At 46.9% G+C, this 15,245-nt stretch carries 12 protein-coding genes; 9 read left to right on the forward strand and 3 right to left on the reverse strand.

Going from position 1 to position 15,245, the window contains the following annotated elements; translation table 11 throughout:
- The first annotated feature begins 96 nt into the window (after positions 1 to 96).
- The gene (locus tag ACO08K_RS05250; RefSeq protein ID WP_421795349.1) at positions 97 to 552 is read left to right on the forward strand and encodes a MarR family winged helix-turn-helix transcriptional regulator; all 456 of its coding nucleotides are present in this window, start codon (positions 97 to 99) and stop codon (positions 550 to 552) included.
- 49 nt (positions 553 to 601) lie between these two features.
- Positions 602 to 1,198 (forward strand): YceI family protein, encoded by a 597-nt coding sequence (locus tag ACO08K_RS05255; protein ID WP_421795350.1) that lies wholly within the window; start codon positions 602 to 604, stop codon positions 1,196 to 1,198.
- Between the two features lie 64 nt (positions 1,199 to 1,262).
- On the opposite strand, the gene ACO08K_RS05260 is transcribed toward ACO08K_RS05255, so the two are convergent.
- Together ACO08K_RS05260 and ACO08K_RS05265 are read right to left on the reverse strand one after the other, a co-directional pair.
- The gene (locus tag ACO08K_RS05260) at positions 1,263 to 2,558 is read right to left on the reverse strand and encodes an NAD(P)/FAD-dependent oxidoreductase (RefSeq protein ID WP_421795351.1); all 1,296 of its coding nucleotides are present in this window, start codon (positions 2,556 to 2,558) and stop codon (positions 1,263 to 1,265) included.
- A 241-nt stretch (positions 2,559 to 2,799) separates the two neighbouring features.
- The gene (locus ACO08K_RS05265) at positions 2,800 to 4,608 is read right to left on the reverse strand and encodes an ABC transporter ATP-binding protein (protein WP_421795352.1); all 1,809 of its coding nucleotides are present in this window, start codon (positions 4,606 to 4,608) and stop codon (positions 2,800 to 2,802) included.
- 155 nt (positions 4,609 to 4,763) lie between these two features.
- Between ACO08K_RS05265 and ACO08K_RS05270 the strand changes: the two genes are divergently transcribed.
- The 7 genes from ACO08K_RS05270 (at position 4,764) to ACO08K_RS05300 (ending at position 14,144) form a co-directional block, all read left to right on the forward strand.
- Positions 4,764 to 5,606 (forward strand): DUF6089 family protein, encoded by an 843-nt coding sequence (locus ACO08K_RS05270; protein WP_421795353.1) that lies wholly within the window; start codon positions 4,764 to 4,766, stop codon positions 5,604 to 5,606.
- 149 nt (positions 5,607 to 5,755) lie between these two features.
- On the forward strand, positions 5,756 to 7,849 hold the full coding sequence (locus ACO08K_RS05275) for a caspase family protein (protein WP_421795354.1): 2,094 nt from the start codon (positions 5,756 to 5,758) through the stop codon (positions 7,847 to 7,849).
- Between the two features lie 200 nt (positions 7,850 to 8,049).
- Positions 8,050 to 10,071 (forward strand): polyphosphate kinase 1, encoded by a 2,022-nt coding sequence (gene ppk1, locus ACO08K_RS05280; RefSeq protein ID WP_421795355.1) that lies wholly within the window; start codon positions 8,050 to 8,052, stop codon positions 10,069 to 10,071.
- A 147-nt stretch (positions 10,072 to 10,218) separates the two neighbouring features.
- Positions 10,219 to 11,376, forward strand: a complete 1,158-nt coding sequence (locus tag ACO08K_RS05285) for a DUF3419 family protein (RefSeq protein WP_421795356.1) — start codon at positions 10,219 to 10,221, stop codon at positions 11,374 to 11,376.
- 123 nt (positions 11,377 to 11,499) lie between these two features.
- Positions 11,500 to 12,150, forward strand: a complete 651-nt coding sequence (locus tag ACO08K_RS05290; protein WP_421795357.1) for a class I SAM-dependent methyltransferase — start codon at positions 11,500 to 11,502, stop codon at positions 12,148 to 12,150.
- Between the two features lie 7 nt (positions 12,151 to 12,157).
- Entirely contained in the window at positions 12,158 to 13,252 is a 1,095-nt protein-coding gene (locus ACO08K_RS05295; protein WP_421795358.1) for a tetratricopeptide repeat protein, read from the forward strand.
- Positions 13,253 to 13,529: 277 nt separating this feature from the next.
- Complete coding sequence (locus ACO08K_RS05300; RefSeq protein WP_421795359.1) at positions 13,530 to 14,144, forward strand: MarR family winged helix-turn-helix transcriptional regulator; 615 nt, start codon at positions 13,530 to 13,532, stop codon at positions 14,142 to 14,144.
- A gap of 147 nt (positions 14,145 to 14,291) precedes the next feature.
- Here ACO08K_RS05300 and ACO08K_RS05305 read toward each other — a convergent pair whose 3' ends face one another.
- The gene (locus tag ACO08K_RS05305) at positions 14,292 to 15,194 is read right to left on the reverse strand and encodes an SPFH domain-containing protein (RefSeq protein WP_421795360.1); all 903 of its coding nucleotides are present in this window, start codon (positions 15,192 to 15,194) and stop codon (positions 14,292 to 14,294) included.
- Positions 15,195 to 15,245: the final 51 nt, after the last annotated feature.

A 15,245-nucleotide genomic window follows, 5' to 3' on the forward strand; every position in this document is an offset into this window, starting at 1 on the left:
ACAAATCCTGGTGGTGCAGACAAATTTTCAAAAAAAATTACTTTTCCGTTAAACAATGTTGCAACATTCAATGTATAGACATATATTTGCAGCGTTATGAGAATTGAAAAAGCAATCAAACAGAATAAACCATTTAGCTCGGAATTCCAGAAAGCCGTTGTGAATCTGGTTTATACGGCTTCGTGGTGGAACCAGGTGGCTACCCGCATATTGCGCCCCTTCGGCATTTCGCAGGAGCAATATAACATCCTGCGCATTTTGCGGGGGATGGGCGATCAACCTGCAACGATCAAGACGCTCACCGAACGTATGCTGGATAATAACTCCAATGCCTCTCGTTTGGTTGAAAAACTCAAGAAAAAAGCTTTGGTAGAACGATTGGAATGCCCGATGGATCGCCGCCGGGTAGACATTACCATCACCCCCAAAGGTTTGCAACTGCTGGATGAAACAGCCGCCCTCATGGAAGGCAACATTCGCAGTAATTTTGCACACCTGACCGAGGAAGAATCTCGGCAACTCAATGAATTGTTGGATAAAATGCGGGGATAACAGCCCTGTGCTTTATATTTTTTGTACAAATCACCATTAAAACAGAAAAATGAAACATCTGACTTTTGTTATGGCCTTCGCAGCAGTGATGAGCCTTGCGTTTACCAATCCAGTTGAAAAAGCTGCTGCTTACAAAGTAGACGTAGCAGGTAGCACCGTGAAGTGGACTGCTTACAAAGTTACGGGCAAACACTTTGGCAAACTCAGCTTGAAAAGCGGCTCAATTGAAATGAGCAAAACCAAATTGAGCAAAGCCAGCTTCGAAGTAGACATGACTACCCTGACTGTTGAAGACATTAGTGGCCAGGGGGCGGACAGACTGAAAGGCCACTTGTTGAGCGACGATTTTTTCAGCGTAGAAAAGCACAAAACTGCAACTTTTGTATCTACCAAAATTGCTCCTAACGGCAAACCTGGTGGTTTCAGTATAACTGGAGACCTTACCATCAAAGGCATCACCAAGCCAATCACTTTTGACGCTGTAGTGAAAAACGAAGGTGGTAAAATTGTAGGTACTTCTGCCATCAAAGTTGACCGTACCAACTACGATATCAAGTACCGCTCTGGCAAATTCTTCCAGGATTTGGGCGATAAGGCCATCTACGATGAGTTTGATCTGGAAGTGAGCCTGGTGGCGAGCAAATAGTGATGAATGATGAGTGATGAATGATGAATTGTCACTGCGGTAGCAATTCATCATTCAACACTCATCACTTATCATTACCTTTCTTTGGCACAAACGGCCTAATCATCAACCTCAATGACTGATCATAAGTCACGTAATTCCAGACCCAGTTGATAAAAACCATTACTTTGTTGCGCACTCCAAGGAGTTGATAAAGGTGCACGAAAAGCCATACCAACCAGGCAAAGAAACCCTGAAACTTGAAGCGGGGTAAATCCACTACTGCCTTATTGCGACCGACCGTGGCCATTGAGCCCAAATCGCGGTATTTGAAAGCGACAGTCGTTTTTCCTTTTTGTTTTTTTGTAAATGCCTCAGCAAGATAAAGGCCCATCTGCATGGCCACTTGGGCCACTTGGGGGTGTCCTTCGGGAAAGGCTTCATCTCCACTCATCAAGGCCACATCACCCAACGCATAAACATTTTCCATCCCTGCTACGCGGCAATGATTATCAACTTTGAGGCGGTTGCCCGGGCCAATGGCTTCGGTAGGGAAACCTTCAAATAGGGCGCCTACAATTCCGGCGGCCCAAATCACCTTGCGCGAACGGATTTGAGTACCGTCTTTCATGGTCACGATTTCACCATCATAGGCGGTTACCCGGTTGTTGAGAATGACCTTGACATCCATTTTTTGCAAAAACTCCAGGGCTTTTTTGGCTGCCTCGTCGGACATACCCTTCAACAATTGATCTCCACTTTGGATGAGGATGATCTCAATTTCGGAGCAATCCATTTCGGGGTAATCCTTGGGCAGGATGTATTTGCGCATTTCGGCCAGCGAACCAGCTACTTCTACACCAGTTGGTCCACCGCCTACAATCACAATATCGATGTAGCCTTGGCGCTCTGTTTCATCGGTGATCGACAAGGTTTTTTCATAATCGTCCAAAATGCGGTTGCGCAGGTAAAGGGCTTCAGAGACCGACTTCATGGGCAGGGCTTTGGCAGCCAAAGCGGCATTGCCAAAGAAGTTGGTATCTGCCCCCGTGGCAATCACTAGGTGATCGTAGTTGACGATCCCGAGAGGCGTTTGCAGGCGTTTTTTGTCGTATTCAATGGCTGTTACTTCGGTGACCCGAATGAAAACATTGGAATAGCCCTGAAAAAACTTACGCAATGGAAAAGCAATTGAACTGGGCTCCAAACCCGCCATAGCCACTTGATAAAACAAGGGTTGAAACTGGTGGTAGTTGTTTTTATCGATCAAAACCACCTGGTAATTGGCTTTGAGGAGTTTTTTGGCCAGTAGCAGACCCGCAAAACCACCGCCGACGATGACGATGCGTTCCAGGGTGCTTTCGGGAATATTTATTTTCATGCTTATTCAATTTAGCCACGCACACCTCGACATTTTTATTTTTTAGAGGCAGAGGACATGAATTGCCACGTGCTTTAGCGCGTGGATCGGGTTTCCCTTTTTGATCGGGCTTTAGCCCAAGCTCTAATTTTTTAGCTTGGGCTAAAGCCCATATCTGTGGGTGTTCCTTTACCCCCAGGCTGAAGCCAGGGGCAATTGATGTCCTCCGAGCAAAACGTCCGTCGTGTGCACGAAGAAATATTTACGCTAGTTCAAACTGCAATTTTGCCAAAGCATTGTAAGCTCCATCCGGGATGGCCGACAGTTCATCGTGGGTGCCTTTTTCAATGATGGTCCCACCATCGAGGACATAAATACAATCAACATCCCGTACGGTGGCGAGGCGGTGGGCAATGATGATGGAAGTACGACCAACCATGAGTTTGTTCAACGCTTCCTGCACCAGTTTTTCGGACTCGGCATCCAGAGATGAAGTCGCTTCATCCAGTAATAAAATAGCTGGGTCTTTCAAGATTGCACGGGCAATGGCAACGCGCTGGCGTTGGCCACCGGAGAGTTTCACCCCTCTTTCCCCCACCAGCGTATCCAATCCCTCCGGGAAAGAGTGGATAAAATCCCAGGCATTGGCCTGACGCGCTGCCTGAATGATCTCCTCATCGCTGGAGCCGGGGCGGCCGTAAGCGATGTTTTCGCGGATGGAGCCGCCAAAAAGCAGCACCTCTTGGGGCACAATGCCAATATTTTGCCGATACAGGCTCAATTCGTAGGCATAGATAGACTGACCGTCCACCAAAATTTCACCACTCCCTAATCCATAAAACTGTAAGAGCAACTGCATGATGGTAGACTTGCCACCACCACTGGCCCCAACCAGAGCGATTTTGCTGCCTGCCGGTATGTCAAAACTCACCCCTTTGAGCACCGGTACATCCGGGCGGCTGGGGTAAGAAAAGTGAACGTCGCGGTAGCTGATTTGGCCACTAAAACGTGCTTTACCTTCGGGTGCAGTTAGGGTTTGCACAGTCACCTCGGAAGGCTGATCCATGATGTCCAGAATCCTTTCGGTGGCCCCAATGGCAGAAACAATTTCGGTGTAAAAGTTACCCAGACTGGCAATGGCCGTGCCAATGATGCCCGTAAAGACTGCAAAATCGAGCAAGTCCCCTTTCAACATCTCTCCTTTTTCCACCATGATTGCCGCTTGCCAAATGATGAAAAACAGGGCGCCAAACATCACAAAAATGATGAATGCCGCAAAAAGCCCCCGCATCCGTGCTGCCTTGAGCGAAATGCGGACCATTTCGGTAAGGCTGGCACCGTATCTTTTGACCTCAAAATCCTCGTTGGTATAGGCTTTGACCGTTTGAATGCTCTGCATGGTTTCTTCTACCACTACATTCGTTTCAGCCAATTGATCCTGGCGAGCCCGCATCAGTTTGCGGATGTAGCGCCCAAAAAACATAGCTGAAATGACGACAATGGGCACTGTGGCCAACATGATCAAGGCCAATTTGGGCATGGTAAACACAATGATGAACACCCCGCCCAAAAATACGATGATCTGGCGGATGAATTCAGCAATGGTCAATGAAACAACCCCTTGCACCTGGGTTACATCGCTGGTGATGCGGCTGGTCAGCTCCCCTACCCTTCTTTCTTCCAAAAAGGGAATACCCAGGGTGACCAGCTTTTGGTACAAGTCCCGACGCAAAGCCGCCATACTTTTTTCACTGACCACAGCAAACAATTGCACTCTCAAGTAGGAAAAAATACTTTGAACCGCCAACAATGCGATGACCACAAAAAAGGCCATATTGGTGCTGAGGCCATATTTGGATTCCCCAGAGATGATATTAAGGATTTCCCCGGGCAATTTCATAATCACCAGGAAGAGGCCACTACCAACAACCAAAAAAAACATCCCCCAGATAAATGGCCATTTATAAGGCAGGATATATTGGAATACCTTTAAAGATCGCCGCAATCGTTCTCCGCTCAATTTGCGTTGTTCTCCTTCGGCACGATCGGCGCGATTTCTAGCCATTGACATAATGATGGATTAATTTGTGTGCGCAAAAGTAAACTATTTAAGCTCGTGCAGGGTATACTTTAGGACCTTTGTTATACGTTAGACTACCGTTGCCCGGAAAAGCTTGGATAAGCTTACTCAAAGATAGATACTCGTCCAATTGAAAAATGAGTCCAATGAAGAAATTGTTGCTGGCCCTTGCCATGATTTTACCTTTTTATGGCATTAGCCAAGATATTGACTTCGGCATTACTGGGGGCATCGGTTTGTATTCGGGTGATCTTTCACCCAAGGAGTTCGCCATTTACCCTAATGATTATGGCTATGCAGCCGGGGTATTTTTGCGCCATCGTTATTCCCGTTTTTTGGGCATCCGGACCGGACTTACCCTGGCCAAAATCATGGGCGATGAACGCAACAATAGCAACAATGTAGAACGGGGGCTCAATTTCCAAAGCAACATCACTGAATTTTCAATGCTTGGAGAAATCCATCTTTTTCACATCGGCTATGCCCGCAACAAAACGGTCATTTCCCCTTATGTTGCCTTTGGCTTGGGGCTTTTTGCCTTCAATCCCAAAATCAATTTTAATGGCCAAATCCTGGAATTGCGGGCCCTTACTACTGAAGGCCAGGGCTTGGCGGGTTACCCCAATCGCTACAGTAGGACCCAATTCAACATTCCTTTTGGTGGGGGGGTGAATATTCTCATCAACGACCGCTTGACCATTGGCGCTGAACTGATTCTCCGATCCACCCTTACGGATCATCTTGACGATGTCAGCAGTGCAAGGGTCAAATACGGCGACGTGCTAAGCAACCGGGGCGAACTTTCGGCCCGCATCAGTAATCCATTGCTGGATCCGGCCAATACTGAAAACCTGGAAGTTTCTTACGCCAGGGGCGGAAAGCACAATGATTGGTATTCGATTCCGGCCTTGACCCTCTCCTGGCGGATAAAAAATTCGGGAAAGTCGAAGAGTGTATATTCGAAGTTTATGGAATGTCCGAGGTTTTAAGTATTTTAGTAGTGGGCAAAAATAAGTGTTCATTTTTCTTGAGCCGAAGGAACAGATAAGGCGCTTAAAGTGAACTACTTACTTATCTGATCCTTTAGCAAAATGAAACACTTATTTTTTTATAGCCCTTGGTTAAAAATTCCTCGACAATGCCTAAACTCTACGCCCTACTCGTCGCCGTCAACCACTATCCCAACACTCCTGGTGCACAGCTCGCTGGCCCAATCGGTGACCTTGAAAAAATTGAAGATTACCTGGCGCAATCCTACACTCAGGACTTGTTCAGCTCGGTACATATCCAAAGATTGACCAGCCCCGCTAGCAATCCCGCTGATCTGCCCAGCAAATCCAACATTGTCCAGGGTTTCACTCAATTTCTTGGCCAGGCGAAAGCGGGAGATACCGTGCTTTTTTATTATTCCGGGCACGGAGTGCGGGAAAAAACCGATATCAAGGCTTTCAGCCGAGCAGAAATTGATGGTTTCATCGCCAACATTACTGCGTACGACTTCAACATCAATGAGGCAAATACCGGGCAATCCCTCCTCAGCGATAAAGAACTAAGGTACCTCATCCGGAAATTGGCGGAGGACGAAAACGGGCAACCCAAAGCGCATGTGGTAACCATTTTTGATTGTTGCCACTCTGGAGACAATACCCGTGGTGGGGAAGACATTGAGGAAGGAGCCATTGCGCGAGAAATTGTCCGTAAAGCTATCCCTGGTCGCACCAAAGAAGGGTTTATTTTTTACAAAGACCCTACTGTTGTGGCTAAATTCAATGCAGGTGCTCCCCTCAATGAGCTATTGCCTTTGGGGGCACACGTGATGCTGGCGGCCTGCCGCGAAGTGGAGTTAGCCTGGGAATACCCCGATGTAGGGGGCGCATTTACCGATGCCTTGGTGAATGTTTTAAAAAAACACGAAGGGCAGATCAGCTACCAGGAATTGCATTCCCGTATCCTCAACCGGATGCGCTTTTTTTTCAACAAGGATAAGGAAGTCAGAGATCAGCGCCAAGTCCCTCAGCTTTTTGTTCAGGGCATCAGTCCGGAAGCGCACTATCACCAATTTTTGTCCAACGCCCCGCAGGAACGAAAGGGTGCATTTCCGGTAGAGTATGCTCTCCGGGACAATGAATGGCGACTAGGTGCAGGTGCATTGCACGGAATCAATCCCAATCAACAGGAGCGAGGCAATTCAGTTGTGGTTTATGACCCCAAAACGCCAACACTTGAATTCCCTGCTAAAATCATTAAAGTTTACCCTGACCATTCCACCCTCAGTTGGCCGCAAGCAGTTCCTGCAAGCAATGGAAACTGGTATGCAAAGGTTGAAGGTTTGTGTATTCCCCCCGTCAACATTTATTTGAGTGGAGATGCTCAGGGAGTTGAGTTTGCCCGACTGGGTTTAAGCCGACTGACTCAAGAGACGGCCTCGGCCTGGTTTCGCGAAGTAGCCGATGAAAGCCTGGCGGATTATGTTCTTGATGCTCGGGATGGCCATTGGTTCACGCAATATCCCTTTGATTATCGCCCTCTTTTGATACCCATTCGCTACCTGGAAAATGGACAGTTGCTTGACAACAAATGGGTTACTGTCTTTGAGGATTTTGAACAAATGGCCAAATGGCATTATCTAAAAAACCTGGAGTATTTTTCTTCCTCTGCCAATGCTCAACGCTTAAGGGACGACTGGCCAATCGAGCTGCGTGTTTTTTTAAAAGTAAGTGAGAATGCAGAAGAACGGGTTTTTCCGAAAGATGGGCAATTATTGATTCCACTGACTTTAGCCGAACCGCAAAAATCCATTCGTTTTGAACTGGAGAATCGTTCAGATCAATTGCTGTATTGCAGTTTGGCGTTTATGGATTACCAATTTGGATTTGACAGTACAGGCATCATGATGCAGGCTCAACAAGGTTTGGAAAAAAATGCTGTCTTTTATTCCAGAGAAGATGAAGAAGGCAGATACATCCAATGTGGCCCGGGAGACTATGTGAAAGCCTATCATTGGCCGGGAGAGGAATATTATCTGAAACTCATCGTGAGCAGAACTCCTTTTAAACTGGAGAACTTCGATATGAGAAGTTTGCCATTGCCAGGAGACATATATACCAGCCCCAAGCGGATCATTCGTCCAAAATCTCCGGTGCTGGATTGGGAAATCCGGACTTATCAGCTTTTTTTTCCAAATCCTTATTTCAATGAGGAGAAGGCTAAGGCCCTGGCGATGGGCATGTAGAGACGCACGGCCGTGCGTCTCAGCTGTTCACGGCTGTGCGTCTCAGCTGTTCACGGCCGTGCGTCTCTACGAGCGGTGCCCGGATGGCAGTGCACTGATGTTGTCCAATACTCTTTACATTAAATTAATCTATCGGCTGACTAAATTTCAACTGAAAATCCTTTTCTTATCGCGGATTTATCATTTACCCTTCAGCTGGCATGTATCACAAACGCGACATCAGTTGGTTGTCTTTCAACCACCGAGTACTCCAGGAAGCCCAGGACCCACGGGTTCCGCTATACGAACGCATCAAGTTTTTGGCCATTTACAGCTCCAATCTGGATGAGTTTTTCCGGGTGAGGGTATCTGCTTTGCGGCAATTTCAAAAGATTGACAAAAAAGAACGCAAGTCCATCCTGGAAGTAAAACCCAAAAAAGAGCTGCGGGAAATCAAAAAGATTGTGCACCAGCAACAAGTGGAATTCGGAATCCTGTTCCGCAGCAAAATCATTCCTGCCCTGCGCGAACGGGGCGTTTTTTTACTCAATGACCACCATCTTTTCAATTCCGAACAAAAACGATTCGCCCGGAATTATTTCCAGGAAAACATCTTGCCCCATTTACAATACCAGCGCATCGACCACACCTACGATGTGCCTTTTTTACAAAACCGCAGCTTGTATTTTGTGGTGTGTTTGGCCCAGTCTGACGAACTGGGTTTGGTCAATATTCCTTCTGATGTTTTGCCGCGTTTTGTACCGCTACCAGGGTCTGAAGGTGAATTCCAGGTGACCTTTTTGGACGAGATCATGCGTGCCAACCTGGGTGAATTGTTCCCGGAAGGGGTGCTGTCTGCCTATTCCATCAAAATTTCCCGCGATGCCGAGTTGTACATCGACGATGAATATTCCGGTGATTTGCGGGAAAAAATCAAGGCTAGTTTGGAAGAACGTTCGATTGGTGCGCCCACCCGCCTCTTGTACGATAGTGCCATGAACATCGAACTGACCAGCCGATTAAAAGAGCTTTTTCAGTTGAAAAAAAATGACCTTTTCCCTGGAGGGCGATACCATAACTTCAGCGATTTTTTTGCTTTTCCCGCCCCTAGTGATGCTGCTGATTTGTACGACGAACCCATGCCTCCCCTGCCCCACCCCGTATTGGACGAAGCTGAATCCATTTTTCAGGCCCTGGAGCAAGGCGAGCAGTTGCTTCATTTTCCCTATCAAAAATACGATTACATTCCCCGCTGGATCGAGGAGGCTGCTGCTGACCCCGCTGTGGAGGAGATCAAAATCACCTTGTACCGGGTTGCCAAAAATTCTTCGGTAGCCCAGGCCTTGCTAAAGGCTCAGGAAAATGGCAAAAGGGTGACCGTATTTGTAGAGGTCAAGGCGCGTTTTGATGAAGCGTCCAATCTACACTGGGGCGAAACCTTACAAGCCGCAGGGGCAAAAGTCATCTATTCCCGGCCGGGCATTAAGGTGCATTCCAAAATCATGCTGATCACCCGGCAGGAGCCTGGTGGGCTACGCCATTACGCTTACCTGGGCACTGGTAACTTCAATGAAAAAACCGCCACCTTATACACCGACCATGCTTTGCTGAGCAGCGATGAGCGTCTGAGTTTGGAAGTGGCCGACGTCTTCCGTTTTTTGGAAGAACAACCTGTTCTGGGGAGTTTCCAGCACCTGATGGTCTCGCCAGTGAACAGCCGCCGCAAATTTGTGGCCTGTATTGAGCGCGAAATTCAACACGCAAAAGCGGGCCGAACGGCCTGGATGATGCTCAAAATGAACAGCCTGGAAGATACCGCCATGATTGATAAACTGTATGAAGCCAGCCAGGCCGGGGTGCAAATCCAACTGATCATTCGGGGCATCTGTTGTTTGGTGCCTGGAGTACCCGGACTCAGTGACAACATTGAGGCCATCAGCATCATTGATCGGTTTTTGGAGCATGCCCGCATCTATTATTTTGCCAATGGTGGCCAGGAGGAACTGTATCTGGCCTCGGCAGACTGGATGACCCGCAATCTGGATCGTCGGGTAGAGGTTATTTTCCCAATTTATACCCCTAAACACAAACAGGAACTGGTCAAAATCTTGCACACCCAATGGGCAGATAATGTCAAAGCCCGATTGCTCAATTCCACACTGAACAACCCCCACAAAGTGATTGCCGGCGGTGAAGGCACCCTTCGTGCTCAAAAAGAAATTTATTTAGCACTACGTACTTAATTACCAATCAATTCATTGCATTTTTTTCTTTCCACATCCCAATCCACTGCACTACAAATCTGTGATTATTTCAAGGATTATGTAATTTTGACAAATTTTTCCCAAGTCCTTTGGTAATTTACCATTAACTAACCAATCTTAGTAACAGTGAAAGGAATTAATGATTTGAGAGATTGGGTTTTCCGCCAGGTACACACTAAAAACCTGGTGTACAACACCTGCTGGGAGGACCCTCGTTGCGACCGCCAGTTGCTTCAATTGAATCAAGACAGCGAGGTGGTTATGATCACCAGTGCTGGCTGCAATGCATTGGATTATTTGCTGGACAATCCTAAAAAAATCAATTGCATTGACATGAACCCCCGGCAAAATGCCTTGCTTGAGCTCAAAAGATCAAGCTTCCAAAACGCTAGCTACGCTGAGCATTGGGCCATGTTTGGGGATGGGGTGATGCCAGAATTTGACACTTTTTATCAAGAGAAACTGCGCAGCACTTTACCCGATTTTGCAAAAGAGTATTGGGATGACAACTGGAAATACTTTAATGGTAAAGGTATTCGGAAAAGTTTTTACCACTTCAGTACTTCAGGTACACTAGCCTGGATTTTCAATAAGTACCTGAAAACCCGCAAGAAACTCTACCGCCAGATCAAACACATTTTTGAAGTTGGCAGTTTGGAAGAGCAGACCAAGATTTACAATCGGATTGAATCAAAAATTGCCAATAAACTGGTAGAGTTTGTAGTAAACCGCAACCTGACCATGTCGATGGTAGGCGTTCCCCGCAGCCAACAATTGTTGTTTGCCAAAAAATATGAACGGGGGGCGATGGGCTTTATCCAAGAATGTCTGCGCAAGGTTTTTACCCAAATCCCTACCCACGACAACTACTTTTACCGCCTGTATCTGGATGGCAAATACACCAAGACTTGTTGCCCCTCTTACGTGGAGGAACAAAACTTTGAGGTATTGAAAGATCGGATTGATCAAATCCAAACCCATACATGTACCATCAGTGCTTTTTTGAAAAACAATCCGGGTAAATACTCGCATTACATCTTACTCGATCACCAGGATTGGCTGGCTGCCAACAACATCCCCGTATTGGAGGAAGAGTGGCAGTTGATTTTGGCCAACAGCCGCCCAGGTACCCGCATTTTGTTGCGCTCTGCAGCGCATCAGGTCGATTTCTTCCCACAATTCGTGCTGGATGCAGTGGAGTTTGAACAGGAACTTACTGCCAAAACCCATGGTGAAGACCGCGTGGGGACTTATGCGAGTGTGTATTTGGCAATTGTGAAATAAGTTGAGGAGTTGAGGAGTTGAGGAGTTGAGGCTGCCGCAGCAACTTGGACACGATCTTGTGCATGTCGCTGCGGTAGCCTCAACTCCTCAACCTCTCAACTCCTCAACCCCTAATAACATAAAATGGCTTTCGAAAAATTCGATTCGCTCTCCGAAGCAGAGCAAAACAGTACGATGCAGCGCTACTACAAGCTGCAATCCAAGATTTACGACGCAACCCGCTGGAGTTTCCTTTTTGGCCGCAATCAAATCATCCGGGAAATTCCCCTGGATGCCAATGGTCAATGGAACATCCTGGAAGTAGGTTGTGGAACCGGGTACAACCTGAACAACCTGGCCAAACGTTTTCCCAAAGCCAAATTAACTGGGTTGGATGTGTCTACCGACATGGTGGATCTTTCCATTAAAAATACCCAGGCTTATGCTGATCGGGTTACAGTACTCCCACAACCTTATATGCTGGGTGATAAGACCTGGAACGACCAGCTCGACCTGGTCCTTTTTTCATACTCTTTGACCATGATCAATCCGCATTGGAAAGACCTGATCATGCAAGCCAAAGCGGATTTGAAACCCGGCGGCTTTATTGCAGTGACCGATTTTCATGATTCCCGCAACCTTTGGTTCAAAAAACACATGGCCAACAACCACGTGCGGATGGATAGCCACCTGACTCCCCTACTCAGCCAGGAATTTACGCCAGTAGTCAATCAGGTGAAATCGGCGTATTTGGGGGTTTGGGAATACATGTTATTCGTGGGAAAGAAAGGCTAAGTAAGCAATGGCAGCATCAATAGAAGAACTCAACGAAGTCATTGAACAGCGCCCGGATTATGCCGACGCTTATTTCAATCGAGCCATTATCCATACCTCGGAGCGCCGCTACGAAGAGGCCCTCGCCGATTATACAAAGGTCATTGAACTGAATCCTGAAGACCTGGGCGCCTACAACAATCGGGGCAACCTCTACATTTTTTTCAACCAGCCAGAGCAGGCCATCCAGGATTTTGATCAAGCAATTGCACTCAATCCACACGATCCTGATGCCTTCTACAACCGCGCCATCCTGTTCACGGAGATGGGACGTTTGGAAGAAGCATTGGAAGATTACGATGCGGCGGTCGAAAAAAATTTTCAGGACCCTGCCATCTATTTCAACCGGGCCATGGTGTTTTTGCGCCAAGGAGAATGGGAGGAAGCGCTGGAGGACTTGGGGCATACCATCAAATTGCGCCCGGATCATGCCGATTCTTACGTATCCCGTGCCAATGTATACATGGACTTGCGGCGCTATCAGGAAGCGCTGAATGATTATAGTACGGCCATTCGGATTCGGCCCAGGTTTTTGATTGCCCATTTCAATCGTGCCAACTTGTTGAATGGGCTGGGGTATGCCGAAGAAGCATTAAAAGATTACAACGAGGTGTTGGACATCAACCCGAAAGAAATCAATGCCTGGATTTCGCGGGGCAACGTATTGGACGATCTGGAGCGTTATGAAGAAGCCCTAGCTGATTATGGTGAAGCAATCCGCCTGAAACCGGAAGGCAGCGACGCCCGCTTCAACCGGGCCATTGTGTACAAAAAACTGGAGCAATACGAGGAAGCCCTCGCCGACTATACCACCATCATAGAACTGCATCCGCATGATGCTGAAGCCTACAACAATCGGGGTAATTTATTGAGTGATCTGGGCCGGGAAGAAGAAGCATTACTCGATTATGGCATGGCCATTCAAAATCACCCGGATTATGCCGAAGGCTACATCAACCGGGCCATTGTATTAAAAGCAATGGGCCGAATTGGTGAGGCACGGGAAGATTATGCCCAAGCGATTGCCCTTAATCCAGATCTACGTGGGGTAATGGAAATTTGATTTTTTTAATAAAAGTCTACATTTTCTTATTGAACATCAACTGCTTTGTCTCTTCCTTATTAAATATAGGAGGCAAAGCAGTTTTTTTTTGCAAAAAATATCATCCAGTAAAAATTTTACTACATTTGAGTAATTATCTGGTATTCACATCCCTTTTGGTAAACTCCCTTTTTGCACTGTGTGTACTTGTACTGAGAATGCTACAACATTTTTTCACTCATTTGGAGGGAGAAAAGACTTAACTTCTATTGACTACTCTCTTCAGAAATGGAACCTTATGAACCATTCAGCTACTGATCTGGATGATCAAAAACACACTTTGGAGGCCAAACTTACAACGGGTTTTGTGAATATTGCAGTTGCACTACGTGCCCTGCTTTGGCAAGAATGTTTAACTGCTAATATTAGTCCCATCCAAGGCCAGATTCTGATCTTTTGCCAGAATCACCCTCCTCAACTTTGCCGCATTGGTTCTCTCGCCAGAGAATTTTGTCTAACCAAACCAACCATCAGCGATGCTGTCAAAACCTTGGAAAAAAAAGGGTTGCTGACCAAACACAACGATCCTGAAGACCTACGTAGTTTTGATTTAATTTTGACCGAAACAGGGAAGGCTATTGCCGAACAGGTAGCCAAATTCCCTGATACGCTCCAAAAATTGTTGGACGAGATCCCTGAAACCCGCAAGGCTCAATTGGACCTGCTATTGACCCAATTGACCGTTCAGTTAAAAGAGTTGGGCATTTTGAGCGGGCAACGGTCTTGTGTATCCTGCCAGCACAGCATCAAACACCGCAGCAAAAAGAGCTACTATTGTGCGCTGTATCAAACTAAAATGGGCAGGGCTGAGATCAAGTTGAATTGTGCGGATTTCCAGGCGCTGCCTTCGTAGGGGGTATAAAATGCATAGTCTGGGGTGAATCTGAAGTTTCTTAGGTGGTAAAAAAGAAAAAACCTGCGGAGCAGGGTATTCTTTCACCACCTAAGAAACCTAAGGCACTTAAGGAATCGCCTAAGCAGCAATGAGTCTGCGGCTACCTCAATTCCCCGTCGTAATCAGCGGCGTGTTCTTTCCATCCATGATGATGATCTTCGCATTGGGAGAGCCAGCCAGTTCCTTTTGGGCTTTGATCTTTTCGTACTGCAACAACTTGTCGCTCAAGGTAGAGGTCAAAATCCGCTGGTAATCGGAAATACCTTGTGCTTCTACCCGTTTGCGGTCAGCTTCCTGGCGTTCCTTGTCCAGAACAAAGCGCATTTTTTGCGATTCTTGCTCGGCATTGATCTTGGACTCGATGGCTGCTTTCACCGATTGTGGCAAATTGAGGTTGCGGATCAGCACTTGTTCCAAAGAAAATCCACGCTTGGTGAATTCCTTATCTATGGCCGTAAACAAACGTTGCTGAAACTCCTCTCTTTTGCTGGAATACAAGGCTACGGCTTCGTAATTGGCGGCCAAATCGCGAATTTTGGTGCGTACAATCGGTCGTACCACTACATTGGTGTAGTCTTCACCGATGGTGCGCAGAATAGTAGGCGCTTTGTCTGCAGTAACCCGAAACAATACGGTAAGGTCAATGACTACTTCCAAACCATCGGAAGAAAGCACCCGGATGGCATCATCACCCTCCTGGTCGCCCTCGTCATGAATGGCGGACATGGTGTAGTTTTGGGTTTTGACGTCAAACTTGATGACCGACATAATAGGGTTGACTACGTTCAGACCCTCGGTCAGTACCTTGCCCTGAATTTTTCCGAAGAGGCTTTGTACCCCCACCGAACCGGCGGTGATTTGTACAAAACAGGAGGAAATAAAACCCAATACAATCAATGCAAAACCAATCAAATAACCAATACGGCCCAATTTTTTGAAATTAGGGCTGGTATTGGAAATGACGTTGAGCACGATAATGGCAATAATACCAAAAACAATGAGTACCATACGTTGCAATTTTTTATAGGACTAAGTTAGGTGTACATTCTTGGCTTAGCA

The sequence above is a fragment of the Haliscomenobacter sp. genome, from assembly GCF_965225875.1.
Taxonomy (GTDB): Bacteria; Bacteroidota; Bacteroidia; order Chitinophagales; family Saprospiraceae; genus Haliscomenobacter.

What these genes read in the sequence shown, in the direction of transcription:
- ACO08K_RS05265 (WP_421795352.1), bottom strand. Translation starts at nt 4,608, where the DNA reads ATGTCAATGGCTAGAAATCGCGCCGATCGTGCCGAAGGAGAACAACGC.
- ACO08K_RS05295 (WP_421795358.1), top strand. Translation starts at nt 12,158, where the DNA reads ATGGCAGCATCAATAGAAGAACTCAACGAAGTCATTGAACAGCGCCCG.
- ACO08K_RS05270 (WP_421795353.1), top strand. Translation starts at nt 4,764, where the DNA reads ATGAAGAAATTGTTGCTGGCCCTTGCCATGATTTTACCTTTTTATGGC.
- ACO08K_RS05305 (WP_421795360.1), bottom strand. Translation starts at nt 15,194, where the DNA reads ATGGTACTCATTGTTTTTGGTATTATTGCCATTATCGTGCTCAACGTC.
- ACO08K_RS05250 (WP_421795349.1), top strand. Translation starts at nt 97, where the DNA reads ATGAGAATTGAAAAAGCAATCAAACAGAATAAACCATTTAGCTCGGAA.
- ACO08K_RS05300 (WP_421795359.1), top strand. Translation starts at nt 13,530, where the DNA reads ATGAACCATTCAGCTACTGATCTGGATGATCAAAAACACACTTTGGAG.
- ppk1 (WP_421795355.1), top strand. Translation starts at nt 8,050, where the DNA reads ATGTATCACAAACGCGACATCAGTTGGTTGTCTTTCAACCACCGAGTA.
- ACO08K_RS05290 (WP_421795357.1), top strand. Translation starts at nt 11,500, where the DNA reads ATGGCTTTCGAAAAATTCGATTCGCTCTCCGAAGCAGAGCAAAACAGT.
- ACO08K_RS05255 (WP_421795350.1), top strand. Translation starts at nt 602, where the DNA reads ATGAAACATCTGACTTTTGTTATGGCCTTCGCAGCAGTGATGAGCCTT.
- ACO08K_RS05275 (WP_421795354.1), top strand. Translation starts at nt 5,756, where the DNA reads ATGCCTAAACTCTACGCCCTACTCGTCGCCGTCAACCACTATCCCAAC.
- ACO08K_RS05260 (WP_421795351.1), bottom strand. Translation starts at nt 2,558, where the DNA reads ATGAAAATAAATATTCCCGAAAGCACCCTGGAACGCATCGTCATCGTC.